The sequence below is a fragment of the Cupriavidus sp. FW306-01-F10A genome (genome assembly GCF_058782785.1).
Map to the genome: position 1 here is coordinate 197,894 of NZ_JBYSYA010000003.1, position 18,319 is coordinate 216,212.

20 protein-coding genes are annotated in these 18,319 nt (G+C 68.3%); 10 read left to right on the forward strand and 10 right to left on the reverse strand.

Going from position 1 to position 18,319, the window contains the following annotated elements:
* Positions 1–13 precede the first annotated feature (13 nt).
* From AC3WLF_RS06410 to AC3WLF_RS06425, 4 genes are all read right to left on the reverse strand, one after another.
* Entirely contained in the window at positions 14–862 is an 849-nt protein-coding gene (locus AC3WLF_RS06410) for an IclR family transcriptional regulator domain-containing protein (RefSeq protein ID WP_013954068.1), read from the reverse strand.
* A gap of 128 nt (positions 863–990) precedes the next feature.
* A complete protein-coding gene (locus AC3WLF_RS06415) occupies positions 991–1,407 on the reverse strand; it encodes a DUF6691 family protein (RefSeq protein ID WP_492319406.1) in 417 nt (138 codons plus the stop codon).
* A 3-nt stretch (positions 1,408–1,410) separates the two neighbouring features.
* Entirely contained in the window at positions 1,411–1,845 is a 435-nt protein-coding gene (locus AC3WLF_RS06420; RefSeq protein ID WP_035819085.1) for a YeeE/YedE family protein, read from the reverse strand.
* Positions 1,846–2,090: 245 nt separating this feature from the next.
* Positions 2,091–4,385, reverse strand: coding sequence for a patatin-like phospholipase family protein (locus AC3WLF_RS06425; RefSeq protein ID WP_492353238.1), 2,295 nt, complete (start codon positions 4,383–4,385; stop codon positions 2,091–2,093).
* A 234-nt stretch (positions 4,386–4,619) separates the two neighbouring features.
* Here AC3WLF_RS06425 and AC3WLF_RS06430 point away from each other — a divergent pair, with 234 nt between their 5' ends.
* The 5 genes from AC3WLF_RS06430 (at position 4,620) to AC3WLF_RS06450 (ending at position 7,589) form a co-directional block, all read left to right on the forward strand.
* Complete coding sequence (locus AC3WLF_RS06430; protein ID WP_010811185.1) at positions 4,620–4,856, forward strand: hypothetical protein; 237 nt, start codon at positions 4,620–4,622, stop codon at positions 4,854–4,856.
* Between the two features lie 45 nt (positions 4,857–4,901).
* Positions 4,902–5,228 (forward strand): hypothetical protein, encoded by a 327-nt coding sequence (locus tag AC3WLF_RS06435; RefSeq protein ID WP_035823400.1) that lies wholly within the window; start codon positions 4,902–4,904, stop codon positions 5,226–5,228.
* Between the two features lie 77 nt (positions 5,229–5,305).
* Positions 5,306–5,509 carry an oxidoreductase-like domain-containing protein gene (locus tag AC3WLF_RS06440; protein WP_492319408.1) on the forward strand — a complete coding sequence of 68 codons (204 nt, stop codon included), beginning with the start codon at positions 5,306–5,308 and terminating at the stop codon, positions 5,507–5,509.
* A complete protein-coding gene (locus AC3WLF_RS06445) occupies positions 5,506–6,369 on the forward strand; it encodes an NAD-dependent protein deacetylase (RefSeq protein ID WP_492319409.1) in 864 nt (287 codons plus the stop codon). The genes AC3WLF_RS06440 and AC3WLF_RS06445 overlap by 4 nt, the downstream gene beginning before the upstream one ends.
* Before the next feature lie 320 nt (positions 6,370–6,689).
* Positions 6,690–7,589: a DMT family transporter gene (locus AC3WLF_RS06450; RefSeq protein ID WP_492357962.1), complete on the forward strand. Its 900-nt coding sequence runs from the start codon at positions 6,690–6,692 to the stop codon at positions 7,587–7,589.
* 40 nt (positions 7,590–7,629) lie between these two features.
* Here AC3WLF_RS06450 and AC3WLF_RS06455 read toward each other — a convergent pair whose 3' ends face one another.
* The 3 genes from AC3WLF_RS06455 to AC3WLF_RS06465 all read right to left on the reverse strand — a co-directional run bounded on the left by AC3WLF_RS06455 (position 7,630) and on the right by AC3WLF_RS06465 (position 9,019).
* Positions 7,630–8,184: a DUF1439 domain-containing protein gene (locus AC3WLF_RS06455; RefSeq protein WP_492319411.1), complete on the reverse strand. Its 555-nt coding sequence runs from the start codon at positions 8,182–8,184 to the stop codon at positions 7,630–7,632.
* A 119-nt stretch (positions 8,185–8,303) separates the two neighbouring features.
* A complete protein-coding gene (locus tag AC3WLF_RS06460; RefSeq protein ID WP_010811191.1) occupies positions 8,304–8,507 on the reverse strand; it encodes a SlyX family protein in 204 nt (67 codons plus the stop codon).
* Positions 8,508–8,593: 86 nt separating this feature from the next.
* A complete protein-coding gene (locus AC3WLF_RS06465; RefSeq protein WP_492319412.1) occupies positions 8,594–9,019 on the reverse strand; it encodes a VOC family protein in 426 nt (141 codons plus the stop codon).
* Positions 9,020–9,284: 265 nt separating this feature from the next.
* On the opposite strand from AC3WLF_RS06465, the gene AC3WLF_RS06470 reads away from it, so the two are divergent.
* Positions 9,285–10,232 (forward strand): LysR family transcriptional regulator, encoded by a 948-nt coding sequence (locus tag AC3WLF_RS06470; protein WP_492357963.1) that lies wholly within the window; start codon positions 9,285–9,287, stop codon positions 10,230–10,232.
* Positions 10,233–10,248: 16 nt separating this feature from the next.
* Here the strand turns inward: AC3WLF_RS06470 and AC3WLF_RS06475 are convergent, their stop codons facing one another.
* The 3 genes from AC3WLF_RS06475 to AC3WLF_RS06485 are packed head-to-tail and all read right to left on the reverse strand — an operon-like array spanning position 10,249 to position 13,222.
* Complete coding sequence (locus tag AC3WLF_RS06475; protein WP_492319414.1) at positions 10,249–11,025, reverse strand: enoyl-CoA hydratase; 777 nt, start codon at positions 11,023–11,025, stop codon at positions 10,249–10,251.
* 15 nt (positions 11,026–11,040) lie between these two features.
* Positions 11,041–12,009: a tripartite tricarboxylate transporter substrate binding protein gene (locus AC3WLF_RS06480; protein WP_492357964.1), complete on the reverse strand. Its 969-nt coding sequence runs from the start codon at positions 12,007–12,009 to the stop codon at positions 11,041–11,043.
* Positions 12,010–12,058: 49 nt separating this feature from the next.
* Positions 12,059–13,222 (reverse strand): CaiB/BaiF CoA transferase family protein, encoded by a 1,164-nt coding sequence (locus AC3WLF_RS06485; protein ID WP_492355870.1) that lies wholly within the window; start codon positions 13,220–13,222, stop codon positions 12,059–12,061.
* A gap of 302 nt (positions 13,223–13,524) precedes the next feature.
* Between AC3WLF_RS06485 and argG the strand changes: the two genes are divergently transcribed.
* From argG to AC3WLF_RS06505, 4 genes are all read left to right on the forward strand, one after another.
* Positions 13,525–14,850 (forward strand): argininosuccinate synthase, encoded by a 1,326-nt coding sequence (gene argG, locus AC3WLF_RS06490; RefSeq protein ID WP_013954052.1) that lies wholly within the window; start codon positions 13,525–13,527, stop codon positions 14,848–14,850.
* A gap of 232 nt (positions 14,851–15,082) precedes the next feature.
* Positions 15,083–16,423, forward strand: coding sequence for an MFS transporter (locus tag AC3WLF_RS06495; RefSeq protein ID WP_492352416.1), 1,341 nt, complete (start codon positions 15,083–15,085; stop codon positions 16,421–16,423).
* 17 nt (positions 16,424–16,440) lie between these two features.
* The gene (locus AC3WLF_RS06500; RefSeq protein WP_492319417.1) at positions 16,441–17,034 is read left to right on the forward strand and encodes an RBBP9/YdeN family alpha/beta hydrolase; all 594 of its coding nucleotides are present in this window, start codon (positions 16,441–16,443) and stop codon (positions 17,032–17,034) included.
* A gap of 67 nt (positions 17,035–17,101) precedes the next feature.
* Complete coding sequence (locus AC3WLF_RS06505; protein WP_035823417.1) at positions 17,102–18,265, forward strand: porin; 1,164 nt, start codon at positions 17,102–17,104, stop codon at positions 18,263–18,265.
* The last annotated feature ends 54 nt before the right edge of the window (positions 18,266–18,319 follow it).

Here is an 18,319-nt window from a genome sequence, read left to right on the forward strand (position 1 = left end):
TAGTCAGCGGCAATCAGGAGCCGATCAGCCGGCCGATTGCCGCCGCGGCTTCGCGTATCGGCGGCAGCAGCCGCGAGATCATCTCTGCTTCAGAGACGCGCGCCGCGCGCACGCTCACGCTCAGCCCCGCCAGCACGATGCCCGAGGCCGAGCGCACCGGCACCGCCATCGCGCGCAGGCCCGGTTCCAGCTCTTCATCGACGATCACGTAGTCCACTTCGCGGGCGCGCTCGAAGCACGCTTCCAGCTCCTGGCGCGAGACCTTGGTCTGCAGCGTGCGCGGGCGCAGTTCGGCATGCTCGAAGAAGCCGTCCAGCACTGTGGCGGGCTGGTGCGCCAGCAGCAGCCGGCCGTTGGAGGTGCAGTAGGCTGGCAGGCGGCTGCCCATGCCTAGCGAATAGTTCAGCACCCGCTGCACTTCGGAGCGCACCAGGTACAGGATGTCGGTGCCGTCCAGGATCGCCAGCGTGCAGGTCTCGTGGATGCGCGCGCTCAGGTTGTCCAGGATCGGCTGCGCCAGAGACACCAGCGAGGTCGACGAGAAATACGCGTGGCCCAGGTGCAGCACGCGCGGCCGCAGCGCGAACTGCCCGTCCTGCTGGCTGACGTAGCCGAGCTGTTCCAGCGTATAGAGGCAGCGCCGCACCGAGGCGCGCGACAACTGCGTGCGCTGCGCCACCTGCGAGATCGTCAGCGGGCGCTTGCGTTCCGAGAACGCCTCCAGCACGGTCAGCCCGCGCGCCAGCGACAGCATGAAGTTGGGATCGCCGGCAAAACTGGCGAGCAGGTCGGCCTGGGGCCGGGCAACGCGGACGGTGTCGGCCTGTGCATGGCCAAGACCGAGGGGGCGGAGGACATCCATTGGGAGGTGTGTTGTCTGGGCTTGTTGTCCGATAATCGCGCAATCTTAAACCGGCTGGCCGCCAGGGGCCAGCCTTTGCTGCATTCGCGCATCGCCCGCATGGCACGCGGGCCGGATGCTGCACGGCATCAACGCCCGCGTCGCTCCGCGATCTCGTAGAGCGCCATGCCAGCCAGCATGGCGCCGACAAAGCCCCAGGCCTTGGCATAGCCGGCACCCAGCGCCACCAGCGCCGGGCCCGGGCAGAAGCCCGCGAGGCCCCAGCCCACGCCGAACGCCGCGCTGCCCAGCACCAGCCGCGGCGTGACCGCGGCCAGCGCCGGCCACTGCATCGGCAGCCCCAGCCAGGAGCGCTGGCGCCGGCGCGCCAGTGCGAAGGCCACCACCCCCACCAGGATCGCGCCGGCCATGACAAAGGCGAGCGACGGGTCCCAGGCGCCGGCCAGGTCGAGAAAACCCAGCACCTTGGCCGGGTTGGCCATGCCGGACAGGATCAGGCCGATGCCGAACACCAGCCCGGCCAGCAATGAGAAGAGCATGCCCATCGGTCAGCCTCCCAGCCAATGGCGCTGCACCAGCACCGTCAGGAAGCCCGCCGCCATGAAGGTCAGCGTGGCGGCCAGCGAGCGCACCGAGCCCCGCGACAGGCCGCACACGCCGTGCCCGCTGGTGCAGCCGCCGGCGTAGCGCGTGCCGATGCCTACCAGCAGCCCCGCCGCCAGCACCTCACCCCAGCCGGCATCGATTTGCGCCGCGGGCATGGCATCGAACGCGCCCGCCAGCCATGGCGCCAGCAACAGCCCGATCACAAAGGCGGCGCGCCACGCGCTGTCGCCGTGCGGCAGCTTCAGCAGGCCGCCGACAATGCCGCTGATGCCGGCAATGCGGCCCAGACCCAGGATCATCAGCGCCGCCGCGAGGCCGATGACCAGCCCGCCGGCCAGTGACAGCCACGGCGTGAAATGGGTGAAATCAATCTGCATGGGAGGAGGCGCGCGAAAGGGACGCAGTGCGGCCGCAAGTGCAGCCCGAGGCCCGGATTATAGGCGCCGCATGTCAGGCGGGCGCCCAAAAAAAAGTCGCCGCTGGGGAGCGGCGACCGGGGAAGGTCGTCATTCAAGAGGGGTCTTGGTGACGTAAAAAGTATAGACATTTGAATTAAGACATTACATACAACTTTGGTAGGGTGCGGCAGGCTCACATTTGGTGGGTGCTTATGCTGGCCGGCTCAGAAGGGTTTGCCCAGGAACAGGTAAAAGCTGTATGTGCCTGCGGCGGCGCGCCCATAGGCCAGGTAAAGCGGGCCCAGCGGACTGTCCAGCGCCAGGAAGACCGAGCCCGATTTGAGCAGCCCGGTCGGGCTCCCCGGCACCAGCGGGTCGCCCATGCGGCCCGCCTCCAGCGAAAAGCCTGCGTACACGCCTTGCAGCAGGGTCTGTCGCGCCAGCTTGTTGTAGTAGACCAGCCGCGCAAACTGCAGGTTGCCGCCCAGCAGCTGCCCGGTGGCATAACCGGATTGCTGCAGGAAGCCGCCCCACTGGAACAGGTCATAGCGCGGCAGCGGCTTGCCGCCGATATTGCTGCCGACCTTGAAGGCCAGCGAGACCGTGTTGTCGCCGAACGAGTGGGCATAGATGCCATCCGCCTGCGCCTTGACATAAGCCTGGTCGGCACCCAGCCCCGGCTGCGAGCCGTAGATGTGCAGCCGGGCCGCATAGCCGAAGCGCGGGAAGTCGACGCTGTCGAGCTGGTCGAACAAGAGCCGCCCGGTGATGGCGCCGCGCCGGATATTGCCCGGGCCTGGCGACAGCGACTCGGGGCCGGTGCTCAGGGTGGCGTGCTCCGTGCCGGTCTGCACGCCCACGCGCAGCTCGCCGTACTTGGTGAACTGGCTGCCGGCGTCCAGCGCGATGTCGAAGCGGCGCAGGTCGTAGGTGGCGATGCGCGTGCTGCCCTGGAAAACATTGACCGGGCGCCGCTCCAGCTCGATGCGCGGCGCGATAAAGAAGTACTGGCGCGTATCCAGCGGCTGGTAGAACTCACTGATCAGCGACGAGGTCTGGCCCACCTGCGCATCGGTGCGCCATTCGGCGCCAAGCGCATTGAGCCAGGTGCGCCGGTAGCTGCCCACCAGGTTGAAGTAGGCATCGCCGCGGAAATCCGAACTCAGCCCGAGCCCGAAGCGCAGGTAGTCGGGACCGTAGGATTTCTCCACCGCATTGACCGCCAGCACGCGCTTGCCGGGCTCCTCCAGGATGCCGTAGTTGACGTGCTCGAAGTCGCCGGTGCCGAACAGGCGGCGCATGTCCTGGTCCAGCGTGGCCTGGTCGACCGGCTGCCCGGGCTTGGTTTCCATCACTGCGGTGGCGTAGTCCGGGTTGACGCGCTGCAGCGGCGCCAGCCTGATCTCATCGACCGGGCGGGTGTCAGGCGGCTGCACCGCCTGTTGTCTGGCGCGCAGTTGTGCATATTGCGCCGGCGGCAGCGCCAGCGGCGCGAGGCGGTCGGCGACCTTGCGCGCGGCAGCCTCGCCGATGGGGATGGTTGCCGGCAGGTGGTCGAAGTCGGTCGCGGAAAAATCGCCCAGCGCCGGCTCGATCAGCACGTCGGTGGGCCGCAGCGAGGCCAGCGATGCACGCACGTTCTGCTCGGTCAGGATATTGAGCATCTGGCCGGTCACGCCGATGATCGAGGTCAGTTCCTCACGCTTCATCAGCGGCGTGCCCAGGTTCACCGCGATCACGATATCGGCGCCCATCCTGCGCGCCACGTCCACCGGCAGGTTGTCGGTCAGGCCGCCGTCGACCAGCAGCCGGCCCTCGTACTCGGCCGGCGCCACCGCGCCCGGCACCGACATGCTGGCGCGCATCACGTTGGCCAGCTCGCCCTGGCTGAACACCACCGGCGTGCCTGCCACCAGGTCCGTGGCGACAGCGCGGTAGGGAATCGGAAACTGGTCGAAGTCCCGGTAGCCGGGCACCTTGGCCAGCTGGCGCAGCACGGTCTCCAGCTGCACGCCCGAGACCGCGCCCTTGGGCAGCAAGAGGCCGCTGGCCTGCACTCCGATCTCGGGCGTGAACAGGTTGGTGAAATCGTCCTGCTTGCGCCGGATGGTCAGGTCCTGGCGCGGCGGGCGCTCCTTGAAGATCTTGTCGGTGCTCAGGCCGCCGACCAGCCGCTCCATTTCGGCGGGCGCCATGCCGGTGGCATAGGCGCCCCCCACCAGCGAACCCATGCTGGTGCCTGCGATGCAGTCGACCGGGATGCGCATCGCCTCCAGCACCTTGAGCACGCCGATATGCGCCGCGCCGCGCGCGCCGCCGCCCGAGAGCACCAGGCAGATGCGGGGGCGCGCGCCTGCGGCCCGCTGCGGCGTGGCCGCCGCGACCTGGTTTGCGGGCGGCTCGATCGCCGGCGCCGCCGGCATGGAGGCCGGCTCAGCGGCCAGGACCGCGCCCGCAGCCAGTGCCGGGGCCGCCGGTACGAGCAGTTTGCGCAAGCAATGGAATGGGGCTGCCTTCATGGCACCGTGGGTTCGCAATCGGTTCGCTGTCGGCCGCAGCGGGCGGCAGTGGCCCCGCCCGGCGGCCGCCGGGCGGGGAGGTCTGGCTATCTTCGGGCAAAATGCTGCATGCAGGCCGCCCACTCGCGGCCGTGCAAAAACAATTCATCACGCCGTTCGGAAGCGTGCAGATCGGCACGCGACCCCGCGGTGCCCTGCACTAGGATGGATACAGGTAAGGTGCTTGGGGGGTGCATGTACGGTTATTTCTTTTGCCAGACCGCTGCGGGACAGCTCACGCTCATTCCCCGCGAGAAGGACTGGATGCTGATGCTGGGCAATGGCGTGATGGGGAGGTTCCCGGATGCCCAGGCAGCGGTGGATGCCCTGCACGAAGGCACACTGCGGGTGCAGGGGCGGCGCATCGATGCCAGCGCGCTGGGCGTGCCGGCACGCGCGCACGACTGGCTCTACCATGTACTGAGCCGCTGACGCGGCGTACCGGCGGACGCGCTGTCCCGCCAAAGGGGAATCGCCATGACTGCCCTGGTCGAGTGGGCCCGCGAGCATACCTGCCGGCTGTTTCCGATGTCGGCCGAATACCACCGCAGCGACGGCAATCAGGTGCAGGTCAGCTGGCAGGCCGAGCCGGCCGGCTCGCCCGGACGCTGCCGCCTGAGCGCGGCCCTGCAGTTCGACCAGAGCGTGATCGACGCCGTCTACCTGGCCGACGCCGCCGAACTTGCCCGCATCGGCGCCAGGCTGGCCAGCGTGGTGTCGCGCCGGCTTGCCGAGGACGACATCGCCTGCCTGGCGGGCACGGCGCTGGTGATCCCGGTCGGCGAGGGGCTGCTCGGCCACTGAGGGGTCCGGCGGCAGGCCGGGGCCGGCGGGAATATACTGGCGGTTGATCCGCCAATGCGCCTGTTCGCGAACTGTCAGTGTCCCAAGCGTCCCCCGCCGTGCCCCCCGACGACCCCCGCCCGGTGCCGCCAGAGCGGCCCGGCGATGACGAGTGCTGCGGCTCCGGCTGCGATCCCTGCATCTTCGACTACTACTACCAGGAGATGGACCGCTACCGCGAGGAGCTGCGCGCCTGGGAAGCGCGCCAGGCGGCGCGCCATGCCGAGGATCCGGCAAATTGAGCGAGCCGCTGCAACCCCCGCACCCGACGTCCGCCCTGTTCGATTTCGTGCAGCGCCACCCGCGCCTGTTCGTGCTGACCGGCGCGGGCATCAGCACCGATTCCGGCATTCCCGGCTACCGTGACGCGCGCGGCCAGTGGCAGCGCTCGCAGCCGATCACGCTGCAGGCCTTCCTGGGCTCGCACGCGGGGCGCCAGCGCTACTGGGCGCGCAGCATGCTGGGCTGGCCGGTGGCGTGGCAGGCGCGGCCCAATGCCGCGCACCATGCGCTGTCGCGCCTTGGCGCGCACGGCCGGCTCACGGCGCTGGTCACGCAGAATGTCGACGGCCTGCACCAGCGCGCCGGCAGCGAGGGCGTGATCGAACTGCATGGCAGCCTGGCCAGTGCCATCTGCCTGGACTGTGGCACGCGCCATGACCGGGCCGGCCTGCAGGACTGGCTGCTGGCACAGAACGCCGCGCTGCGCGACGTGATCGCCGAGCCCGCCGCCGATGGCGACGTGCATTTCGAATCGCCGCTGTTCGCGCAGTTCCGCGTGCCCGAGTGCGGGCGCTGCGGCGGCATCCTCAAGCCGGACGTGGTGTTCTTCGGCGAATCCGTGCCGCGCCCGCGGGTCGATGCCGCCCGCGCGGCGCTGGAAGCAGCGGATGCCATGCTGGTGGTCGGTTCGTCGCTGATGGTCTATTCTGGCTACCGCTTCTGCGTCTGGGCCGGACAGATGGGCAAGCCCGTGGCCGCGCTCAACCTGGGCACCACGCGGGCGGACGCGATGCTGGCGCTGAAGGTGGAGGCCGGATGCGCGCCGACGCTGCAGGCGCTGGTGTCCCGGCTGGAGCAGCGCACAACAGAATCGCGTTGACGCGATGGCCGCACAGGCATAGCATCGCCGGACTACTTCTTCGAAGTCTTCAATTCCCACCATGACCGCAGACCGCCAACGCCCCGTCAACGCCGCGCCCCCGGGCCGCGCGTGGCCACGCGTGCGTCGCCAGCCTGCGTTCACATCTGTCGCGCCGCCGCCGCGCGGCTGACGGGCACGCCCCCCAGCCTCATTCGTCTCCGGTAGTCCCGCATCCGTGTGCCTGCGCGCACGGCAGCCGCACGCCTGCGCGTGCTGCCACCGTGCCATGGCCGCATGCGCGTCGCCGGAGCCTGCCAAGCTGACGACAGATGACATCCATGACAACCGACAAAGACCGCGCGGCGCAATTCGACGCCGCCGCCGGCACACGCGCCACCAACACCTCCGCCTGGGCCACGCCCCTCTTCGTGCTGCTGTGGAGCAGCGGCGCCATCGCCGCCCGGCTGGCCCTCGACCACGCCACGCCCTTCGCCTTGCTGACGCTGCGCTTCGCGCTGGTCTGCGCCGTGCTTGGCGCGATCGGCCTGGCCAGGCACCGCCTGCTGCCGCCGCGCGGCGAGCGGCTGTACACCGCCGTGACCGGCCTGCTGCTGATCGGCGGCTACTCCGTCTTTTACTTCCTTGCGCTCGACCACGGCATGACGCCCGGTGTGCTCGCCACCGTGCTCGGCGCCCAGCCGATGCTGACGCTGCTGCTGACCGAGCGGCGCTTCAGCGCCGCTCGCATGGCGGGCCTTGCCCTCGCGCTCGCCGGGCTGGCCATGGTGGTGGCAGACAGCCTGCTGCCGGCCAGGCTGTCGCTGGCAGGCGTGCTGTGCGCACTGGCCTCGCTCGCCAGCATGACCGTCGGCGCCATCCTGCAGAAGCGCATCACGCGTGCACCCGCGGAAGTGCTGCCGCTGCAGTACGGCGCGAGCCTCGCGGCCTGCCTGTTGTGCCTGCCGTTCCAGCCCTTCGCCTTCGATGCTTCGCTGGCTTTTGCTGCGCCGCTGCTGTGGCTGGCGCTGGTCATTTCAATCGGCGCGACGCTGCTGTTCTACCGTCTGATCCGCGCTGGCAACCTGGTCAACGTCACCAGCCTGTTCTACCTGGTGCCGGCGGGCACGGCGGTGCTCGACTACCTGCTGCTGGGCAACCGGATGGCGCCGCTGGCGATGGCCGGGATGGGTGCGGTGCTGGCGGGGTTGGGGGTGGTGTTCAGAGGTGGGCGGGGTTGAGGCAGAGGAAGAGGGAGCGAGCCTGGTCCGCAGGCTATGCCTACCGCTGCTTCACCTCAACCCGCACCTCATCCTTGCCCACGGTAATCGCCCCCGGCTCCACGTCCTTGCCGCCGACGCGCAGTTCCTCGGGCTTGAACGTATAGACCGGATAGTCCTTCAGCAACTGCTGCGCGACCACAGCGCCGATGGCGTTGAGCTGTTCGCGGTATTGCCCCATGCCGGCGACTTCCACCTGCTGTACGGTCGGGTTGTCGAGCAGCACCGCGCGTTTGGCCGGGTCGTAGCGCACGCCGCTGTTCAGCGCAAGTTTGCCGTCTACCGGCGGGGAGGGCAGCAAGGCGTTGGTCAGGCGTGCGTCGACATGGGTGGTGACGCGGTTGTTGGCCTCGTCCAGCACCAGCCGGGGATGGCTGAGCTGCACGCTTACGACATCGGCGTAGCGCAGCGTGGCGGGGAAGCGCTGGTCCAGCGCGGTCTGCAGTTCCTGCCGGGAGAGGGAGTACTCGCCGGTCCAGATGTTGTAGCCGGCCAGCGCCGAGGAGGCACCAGCGACGCAGGCGGCGGCAATCAGCAGGGAAGGTTTCACACGCATGTGGCGGATGGGGCGCGCCTGTCGAGGGCGGCGGTGGATGGGTCAGCCAGTCAGACCGCGCGGGCGGGGTGGCGTTCCGTCACATCGGCGATCGGCCTGCATGGCGCGGGCCGCGTCGATCAGTAGTGCGGTGGGATTTCCTGCTGGGGGTCGGCTTCGGCCGCGGTGGTGGCGGCACTGCGCACCTGCTGGTACAGCGCGCGGAACTGCTCCTGCAGCAGGTCGATCTGTTGCTGCTGGCGCGCCACGGTGCTGTTCAGGGTATCAAGCAGGTCTTCCTGGAAGGCGAGCTTGATTTCGAGTTCGTTGATGCGATCGTCCATGGCAAGGTTTCTCCGGCAGGCGGCGCATTGTAAGCCCATACGCTCAAAGGGCGCGTCGCTGCCGGGAAACTTGCGCGATGTGCCGCTTACTTCGGTGCCGTCAGCAGCATCCACATGATGCCGAAGCGGTCGGTGACCATGCCGAACTGGTCTGCAAAGAAAGTCTTGTCCAGCGGCATCACTACCTGGCCGCCTTCCTTCAGGCTGTTGAAGGCCTTTTCGACCGCGGCCTTGTCAGGGTAGTTGATCGACAGGGCGAAGCCGTGGAAGTTGGGCTGGTTCGAGCAGCGGCCGTCGGAGGCCATGATCACGCTCTCGCCGATCTGGAACTCCATGTGCATGACCTTGTCTTCGGTGCCGGCGCCGGGCTGGCAACCCTCGCCGCCCTTGTCGGCCTCCGGGTTGTCCTTGAACGTCATCCGCATGTTGACCTTGGCGCCGAGAATCTTCTTGTAGAACTCAACGGCTTCATCGCAACGGCCTTCGAAAAACAGATAGGGCTGGACTTGCATGACAACTCCTGTAGGTAGGCCGCCGCTCGGGCGGCCGTGGATATCGGCATGGCGCGCGAATCAGGCGGCGCGCTGGCAACTGGCGCATGCTTTTGTGTACGCCGTCCACAATACCTTAGCAAAGAAAATGGACGACGTCCACATTAAATGGGCGGAGCGTGTTCGGACCGGATGGCGGGCGGGAAGCCCACGGTGCTGCACTAGAATGGCCGCGACACCACCAAGCGCCAATCCTTTCGACCGTCCCGCCCCAAACGGAGTTGCCTTGCGTTACGAACTGACCGACCTGCGCCTGTTCCAGGCCATTGCCGATGCGCAAAGCCTGTCAGGTGGCGCTTCGGCCACGCATATCACCGCGTCGGCGGCGAGCTACCGGCTGAAGAACCTGGAGCACGCGATGGGCACGCCGCTGTTCGTGCGCACCGCGCGCGGCATGGAGCTGACACCGGCCGGTGAAACGCTGCTGGTCCATGTGCGCGAACTGCTGCTTGGCGTGGAGCGCATGCATGGCGAGGTGGGGCGCTTCTCTGCCGGGCTGAAGGGCAATATCCGGCTGCTGGCCAACAGCAGTTCGCTCAACGGCTTCATCATCCCGAGCGTGAGCCGCTTCCTGCTGGCCAACCCGGATGTGAACATCGACCTGGAGGAGCGCGCCAGCCAGTCGATCCTGGCGGCGGTGGCGGCGCATGAAGCCGATGTCGGCATCCTGGCAGGCGATTTCCAGACGGGCGGTGAAGCCACCGGGGTGCGCTCGGTGCGCTACGCGCGCGACGAGCTGATCCTTGCGGTGGCCGCCGATCACCCGCTGGCGCGCGAGCCTGAAGTGCGCTTCGGCGCGGCGCTGGCCTTCGACTTTGTCTGCATGAGCCGCACCAGCAGCAACTTCCTGTTCCTGCGCGACATGGCGCAGCGCGCGGGCAAGGCGCCCAACGTGCGGCTGCATGCGCACAGCTTCGATGCGGTGCTGTCGCTGGCCGAGGCCGGCGTGGGGGTGGCGCTGGTGCCGCGCAGCGTGGCGGCGCAGGCCTTGCGCGAGGCGCGCGTGGTGGGGGTGCGGCTGGCCGAGCCGTGGGCCCTGCGCGAACTGAACCTGATCGTGCGCGCCGACGGCAAGCTGCCGGCGTTTGCCGAGGCCTTTGTGCAGTTCCTGCTGAACGATCCGCGCGTGGTGGCCACGCGCGAAGGCGGCGCCGTGGCAGCCACGGCGCCGTAAGCACTTTCCCCGCGCTTCAGCGCTTGCGGTTCAGGAAGGCGGCCATGTGCTGCTGCGGTTCGCCGGTGTCGAAGGCGCTGCCGAACTCGGTCACGCTGTTGTTGATCGAGACTTCCAGAGGCGCATCCTCCCACTCGCGCAGCAGGCGCTTCTGCTGGCGCACCGCGGCCGGGCCAAAGCCGGCCAGCAGCGCGGCCACGCGTTCGATTTCCAGATCCAGCTCCGCCAGCGGCACCACGCGGCTCACCAGCCCCCACTGCAGCGCCTCGGCGGCATCGGAGATCTCGCCCGTCAGCAGCATCCATGCCGTGCGCGCATTGCCGATCAGGCGCGGCATCAGCGCGGCGTGGATCACCGACGGGATGCCGACCTTCACTTCCGGCATGCCCAGCTGCGCGTTGTCGGCGGCGATGCGGATATCGCATGCCAGCGCCAGTTCCAGCCCGCCGCCCAGGCACCAGCCCGGCATGCGCGCGATCACCGGCACCGGCAGGTGGCGCACGGCATCGCACAGGCGGCGCAGGCCGCTGATGAAGGCCTCGGCGCTGGCGCGGTCCAGCGCGGCCATCTCCTTGATGTCGGCACCGCCGACAAAGCCTTTCTCGCCGGCGCCGCGCAGCACCAGCACGCGTACCGCGTCATTGCCGGCCAGCGCTTCGATGGCGCGCGTGAGCGATGCGATCACCGGCGTGCTCAGGATATTGAGCGAGCCCGCCTCGCGGATGGTGACGGTGGCGATGCCGCGCGCGTCGATCTCGACGCCGGCGTGCGGTTCTTGCTGAAGTGCGCTCATGTCGTTCCTTGTGGCTTACTGGAGCTTGGTGAAGTGGATGTCCTCGACGACTTGCTTCCAGTGCGCATTCTGCGCCCGGATCAGGTCGCCGAAGGCCTTGCGCGAAGTCGGTGCCGGGATCGCGCCTTGCTTTTCGATGGCGGCGATCACATCCGGCTCGGCCAATACCTGGCGCACGGCGTGGTTGAGCTTGTCGAGGATGGCTGCGGGCGTGCCTGCCGGTGCACCCAGGCCGAACCACGACGGGTTGTTCATCGCCGGCAGGCCGGCCTCGGCGTAGGTCGGCACATTGGGCAGCACCTTCAGCCGCTGCTTCGCGGCGACCGCCAGCGGCTTCAGGCGCCCGCCCTGGATCAGGCCCGACGACGACGGGATATTGTCGAACACCACCTGGATCTGGCCCGCCACCGCATCGTTGAGCGCCGGGCCCAGTCCCTTGTACGGCACGTGCAGCATGCGCGTGCCGGTGGCGTTCATGAACAGCTCGCCGTTCATATGGCTCAGCCCGCCGTTGCCGGACGAGCCGAACGAGTACTTGCCGGGGTTGGCCTTCAGCAGCTTGATGAACGATTGCAAATCCGTGGCCGGGAACGCCGGGTTGACCACCAGCACGTTGGGCACGTCGGCCAGGTTGCTGACCGGCGCGAAGTCCTTGACCGGGTCGTAGGCGGTCTTGAGGTAGACGTTGGGATTGACCGCGTGCGAGCTCTCCACCTCCATCACCAGCGTGTAGCCGTCGGCCGGCTGCTTGGCCGCGTAGGCGCTGCCAACGGCGCCGCCGGCGCCGGGGCGGTTCTCGACCACCACCGGTTGCCCCAGCACCGGGCCCAGGCGCGTGCCGACGATGCGAGCGATGATGTCGGTGGTGCCGCCGGCGGCATAGGGGACGATCAGCTTGATCGGCCGGTCGGGATACGCGGTGGCATGCGCGGCGCCGCTTGCGCATGCAGCCAGCAGCGCGATGGCGGTGAAGGTTGGTTTCATCGGTGTCTCCGTATCGGTGTTTTCGGTCTCGTGGGTAGCTGCGCGCCGTTCAGCCTGCCGGGCTGTGTTCGCCCAGCAGCGGCGGCGGTGGCAGCGGCAGGTCGTGCCCGGCCAGCATCGGGTTGCGCACCATGGGTACGCGGCCCATGACGGGGTGTTCGGCCGTCTGCATCAGCCCGCGGTGCTGCACCTGCGGGTGGGCAAAGACTTCGGCCATGGTGTGGATCGGCCCCCAGGGCACGCCGGCCGCATCGAAGGCATCGGTCCACGCAGCGCGGGTGCGTGTGGGGAAGAGATCGGTCAGCAGGGCGCGCAGCGCGGGCAGGTGTTCGATGCGCGCGGAATTGGTGGCATAGCGCGGGTCCTGCGCAAGATCCGGCATGCCGGCAACGGCGCAGAAGCGCGCGAACTGGCTGTCATTGCCGATCGCCAGGATCAGGTGGCCGTCGGCGCAGCGGAACACCTCATAGGGCGCGCAGTTGGGATGGGCGTTGCCGCTGCGCTGCGGGTTCTGGCCCGACACCAGGTAGTTGGCGGCCTGGTTGGCGTTCATCGCCACCGCGACATCGAGCAGCGCGATATCCAGGTGCGCACCCAGCCCGGTCGCCTGGCGCTGGTACAGCGCGGCCAGGACGGCGGAGGTGGCATACATGCCGGTGCTCAGGTCGACCACGGCGACGCCGGTGCGCAGCGGCCCGGCGCCGGGCGTGCCGTCGGGCTGGCCGGTGTAGCTCATCAGCCCGCCCATGCCCTGGAATACATAGTCGTAACCGGGTTTGTCCGCCATCGGCCCGCTCTGGCCGAAGCCGGTGATCGACAGGTAGACCAGGCGCGGGTTGAGCGCCTTGAGCGTGTCGTAGTCCAGCCCGTAGCGGCGCAGCGTGCCGACCTTGTAGTTCTCGACCAGCACGTCGGCCTCGCGCGCCAGCTCACGTACCTGCGCCGCGCCCTCAGGCGTGCCGTAGTCGATCGCGACCGAGCGCTTGCCGCGGTTGCAGCAGATGAAGTAGCCGGACAGGCGCTGGGTGTCGCCGCTGCCCTCGGGCGCTTCCAGGTAGGGCGGGCCCCAGCCGCGGGTATCGTCGCCGCGCTCTGGGTGCTCGACCTTGGTCACCTCGGCGCCCAGGTCGGCCAGGTTCTGGGTGCACCAGGGACCGGCCAGGATGCGCGACAGGTCCAGGACCCGGACTCCTTCCAGGGCACGATGCAGCATGACGACTCCGCTTTCAGACGACAGTGCGGCGGAGTATAGGGAGGGGTCCTGGCGCGAACCAGTCGAGAGTTTTGAAGGGCGCGTTCGCGGGATTTGAATGGTCCGGCAGGCCCGGATGCAGGTGGCGCCGGCGCCCCCGCCAGCCCCGGCGTTTGGCGCGTGGGCGCTGCCGTGTCACAATTCGCGTTTGGCACTGACGCGGCACGTGACTCGGCCGGCCGCGTCGCCGTGCTTCCCGCCGCCCCGACGCGCGTATCGGAAGCCCGCCCAAGAGCCGACAAATTCACTTAGATTTTCTGGCGATGACTACCATCCTGCAGCACATTCCTTCCGGCCAGCGCGTCGGAATCGCCTTCTCCGGCGGCCTTGACACCAGCGCGGCACTCCTCTGGATGCGCCAGAAGGGCGCTGTCCCCTACGCCTACACCGCCAACCTGGGCCAGCCCGACGAGCCCGACTACGACGACATCCCGCGCCGCGCCAAGGCCTACGGCGCCGAGGAAGCCCGCCTGGTCGACTGCCGCACGCAACTGGTGGCCGAAGGCATCGCCGCCATGCAGTGCGGCGCGTTCCATATCTCGACCGCCGGCATCACCTACTTCAACACCACCCCGATCGGCCGGGCCGTCACCGGCACCATGCTGGTTGCTGCGATGAAGGAAGATGGTGTCAATATCTGGGGCGATGGCAGCACGTTCAAGGGCAATGACATCGAGCGCTTCTACCGCTACGGTCTCCTGACCAACCCCGGCCTGCAGATCTACAAGCCGTGGCTGGACCAGCAGTTCATTGATGAACTGGGCGGCCGCGCCGAGATGTCCGAGTTCATGCGCCAGAACGGCTTCGACTACAAGATGTCGGCCGAAAAGGCGTACTCGACCGACTCCAACATGCTGGGCGCCACCCACGAGGCCAAGGACCTGGAGCACCTGGATTCGGGCATCCGCATCGTGCAGCCGATCATGGGCGTGCAGTTCTGGCGCGATGACGTGGAAGTCAAGCGCGAGGAAGTCACCGTGCGCTTCGAGGAAGGCCAGCCGGTCGCGCTGAACGGCCAGACCTTCGCCAACAGCGTCGACCTGTTCATGGAAGCCAACCGCATCGGCGGCCGCCATGGCCTGGGCATGAGCGACCAGATCGAGAACCGCATCATCGAAGCCAAGAGCCGCGGCATCTACGAAGCCCCGGGCCTGGCGCTGCTGTTCATCGCCTACGAGCGCCTGATCACCGGCATCCACAACGAAGACACCATCGAGCAGTACCGCGACAACGGCCGCCGCCTGGGCCGCCTGCTGTACCAGGGCCGCTGGTTCGACCCGCAAGCCATCATGCTGCGCGAAACCGCCCAGCGCTGGGTGGCCGGCGCCATCACCGGCGAAGTCACCATCGAACTGCGTCGCGGCAACGACTACTCGATCCTGAACACCACCTCGCCGAACCTGACCTACAAGCCGGAACGGCTGACCATGGAAAAGGGCGAGTCGATGTTCACGCCGCTGGACCGGATCGGCCAGCTGACCATGCGCACGCTGGATATCGTCGACACGCGCGAGAAGCTGCAGACGTATGCCAAGAGCGGCCTGCTGTCGACCAAGGTCAGCGCCTCGCTGCCGAAGCTGGAAGACTGAGCGTCGCCGCGCCTCGCCTGACGGCGGGCCAGCGAGAAACCGGCACCTTCGGGTGCCGGTTTTTTTTTCGTCTCGGCGTTTTCCCCAGCTGTCCCGGAATGTCAAACGTACGTCCCGGAATATCAAACCGCGCGGTCCCGATCGCCAGATACTGCGTGCGCTCGTCGCCCTTCGGGGGCGGGCTGTGAACGCACGGCGGCGCGAAGACCGCCGGTCTGCTTCGGAGACGCCCATGTCCAGACCCCGCCTTGCCCTTGCGGCAGAGCCGGCCACGCCGGTCCTGCCGGCTGCTGCCGGACCGCGCTATGCGTGGCTCGTCTTTGCGCTGACGTTCGCGCTGCTGCTGTCGGACTATATGTCGCGCCAGGTGCTCAACGCGGTGTTTCCGCTGCTGAAGGCCGAATGGCAGCTCGGTGATACGGAGCTGGGCGCGCTCGGCGGCGTGGTGGCGCTGATGGTGGGCGTGCTCGCGATTCCGCTGTCGCTGCTGGCCGACCGCTGGGGACGCGTGCGCAGCCTGATCCTGATGGCGGCGCTGTGGAGCCTGGCCACGCTGGGCTGCGCGGTGGCGGACAGCTTCGGCCAGATGTTCCTGGCGCGGCTTTGCGTCGGCATCGGCGAGGCGGCGTATGGCAGCGTGGGTATCGCGGTGGTGGTGTCGGTGTTCCCGCGCCATCTGCGCGCCAGCCTCAGCGCTGCGTTTATTGCCGGCGGTGCCTTCGGCTCGGTGCTTGGCATGGGGTTGGGCGGCATCCTGTCGGCCCACTTTGGCTGGCGCATCGCCTTTGCCGGGATCGCCGGCTTCGGCCTGGTGATGGTGGCGCTCTACTACCTGACCATCAGCGAGCATCGGCTGCGCGGGCTCCAGCAACGTGTGGGCGCGGCCAACGGCGACGCGGCGGCCTCGGCCCGGCAACTGGAGCCGCGCCGGATCGTGCGCGAGCTGCTGACGGTGCCTTCCATGCTCTGCGCCTGCGCGGGCAGTGCGCTGCAACTGCTGGTGATGGCGGCGCTGCTGGGCTGGCTGCCCAGCTTCCTGTCGCGCGACTACGGCATGGCGACCGGGCGCGCCGGCGTGGCCGCGGCAATGCTGGTGCTGGTGGCCGGCGTAGGCATGGTGGCTTGCGGTGCGCTGACCGACCGCGTGGCGCGGCGCTTGCCCGCGCGCAAATGGCAGATGGCCATCGCCTACAGCGTGATTTGCTGCGTCTTGCTGATGACGGCGTTCCGGCTGCCCGCGGGCCACGCGCAGCTGGTGCTGATCGGCGCGGGCATGCTGGTGGTGGGCGGCACCGCCGGCCCCGCCAGCGCGATGGTGGCCAACCTGACGCGGCCTGCCATCCATGCGACCGCGTTTGCCACGCTGACCCTGATCAACAACCTGCTGGGGCTGGCGCCGGGACCGTTCCTGACCGGAGTGCTGGCCGACCACATTGGCCTGACCGGCGCGCTGCAATGGATTCCGCTGGCCGGTGCGGCCGCGGCCCTGCTGTTCTGCCTCGGCCGCCGGCACTACGCGGCGGACCTGCGCCGCCTGGATGGCCACGCTGTGCCTGACGTTGTTCCTGCCTGACTCTTTCCAATCCGACCATGACTGCTACACCCACCCACACTGTCCTGATGGTGCCGGGCCTGCGCGACCACGTCGCCGAGCACTGGCAAACGCTGCTGCAAGCCGAACTGCAGGCGCAGGGGCACGACGTCCGCTGCGTGCCGCCGCTGGAGCACGACAAGCTCAGCTGCGCGGCGCGCGTCGCTGCACTCGATGCGGCACTGGCGGCCATCGACAAGCCGGTCGTGCTGGTCGCGCACAGCGCTGGCGTGATGATCACCGTGCACTGGGCGGCACGGCACCAGCGCCAGATCCTGGGCGCGCTGCTGGTGACGCCGCCGGATTTCTCGCAGCCGCTGCCGCCCGGCTATCCGGCGCAGGACGCGCTGGTGCAGGGGGGCTGGCTGCCGACGCCGCTCGCGCCTCTGCCGTTCCCAACTTTGGTTGCTGCCAGCGGCAACGACCCTTTGGCCAGCCATGCGCGTGTCGCAGAGATGGCCGCCGCATGGGGCGGCCGCCTGGTGGACCTGGGCAACGTCGGCCACCTCAACCCTGCCGCGGGCTACGGCCCGTGGCCGCGTGCCCATGACTTGCTGGCGGAACTGGGCACCCTGGTCACGCGCGATTCGTGACCCCGCCGCATCCGCGGCACAACAAAAGAATCCGGCCGCAAAGGCCGGGCAATCAAGGAGGAGATAAATGAAAACCAGAAGCACCGTGATGGCCCTGATGCTGGGCTGCCCGCTCGCGGCCGCCGCGCAATCGTCAGTCACGCTGTATGGCGTGGCGGACGTCAACGTCGAATACGTGAACCGCGTCGGCGCTGTGCCGGTTGCCACTAACGGCTTCAACCCGGGGCCGGGCGACAAGGTGTTCCGCATGGCCTCGGGCGGGCTGTCCGGGTCGCGCTGGGGCCTGCGCGGCGCGGAAGATCTTGGTGCGGGATGGCAGGCGTCGTTCGTGCTGGAAAGCGGTTTCAGCCTGGACAACGGCACCATGCAGCAGAGCGGCCGCCTGTTCGGCCGCCAGGCCTTTGTCGCGCTGCAGCGCGCCGGCATCGGCCAGCTCAGCCTGGGCCGCCAGTACACGTCGATCTTTGAAGCGCTGGCGAACTTCTCGCCTACTGCCTACGCCACGCAATATGAACCGGTGGTGCTGCAGGCGGGCGCCAATTTCCGCGAGGACAACACGGTCAAGTACACCGGCCAGTTCGGTCCGCTGACGGCGCGCGCGCACTGGTCGTTCGGCGCCGGGCTGGCGCTGCCGCAAACGGTTGGCATTGCCACGCCGATCGGCGGCAATGGCGAAGTGCCCGGACAGTTCCGGCGTGACACCGCCTACGGGGCTTCGCTGGCGTATGCCACCGGGCCGTTCGGCGCCACTATCGGCTATGACCAGTGGAACCCCACCATCGGCACCAGCAATGGCACCGTGCGCAAGGCGGTCGTGGCGGCGAGCTATGCCTTCGGTCCGGCCAAGATCATGGGTGGCTATCGCTGGGGCCAGAACAAGAATGCCGCTGACGTGGTGATCCAGCGCGATGACTATTACTGGATCGGCGCCAACTACCAGGTCACCCCCGCCGTGGGGCTGACGCTGGAGTACAACTACGACAATGTCAGGAGCCTGTTCGGCAATACGCAGGTGGCCAATCCGTGGCAGGTTGCCTTTGTTGCCAACTATGCGTTCTCGCGGCGCACGGATGTGTACCTGTCTACGGCCTATGCTCGCAATGCCGGGCTGATGCTGGAGTCGCTGGCCACGGTCTATGCCAACAGCCTGTCGTTGGGCAACAGCTATGCTGCGGCCAACGGGCAGCGCAGCATGGTTGGCGTGGCTTTGGGGATGCGGCACAAGTTCTGAGTTGGCTGCTGTTGGATTGTTGCATAGCGACAGCCCAATCAACCACACCGCCAA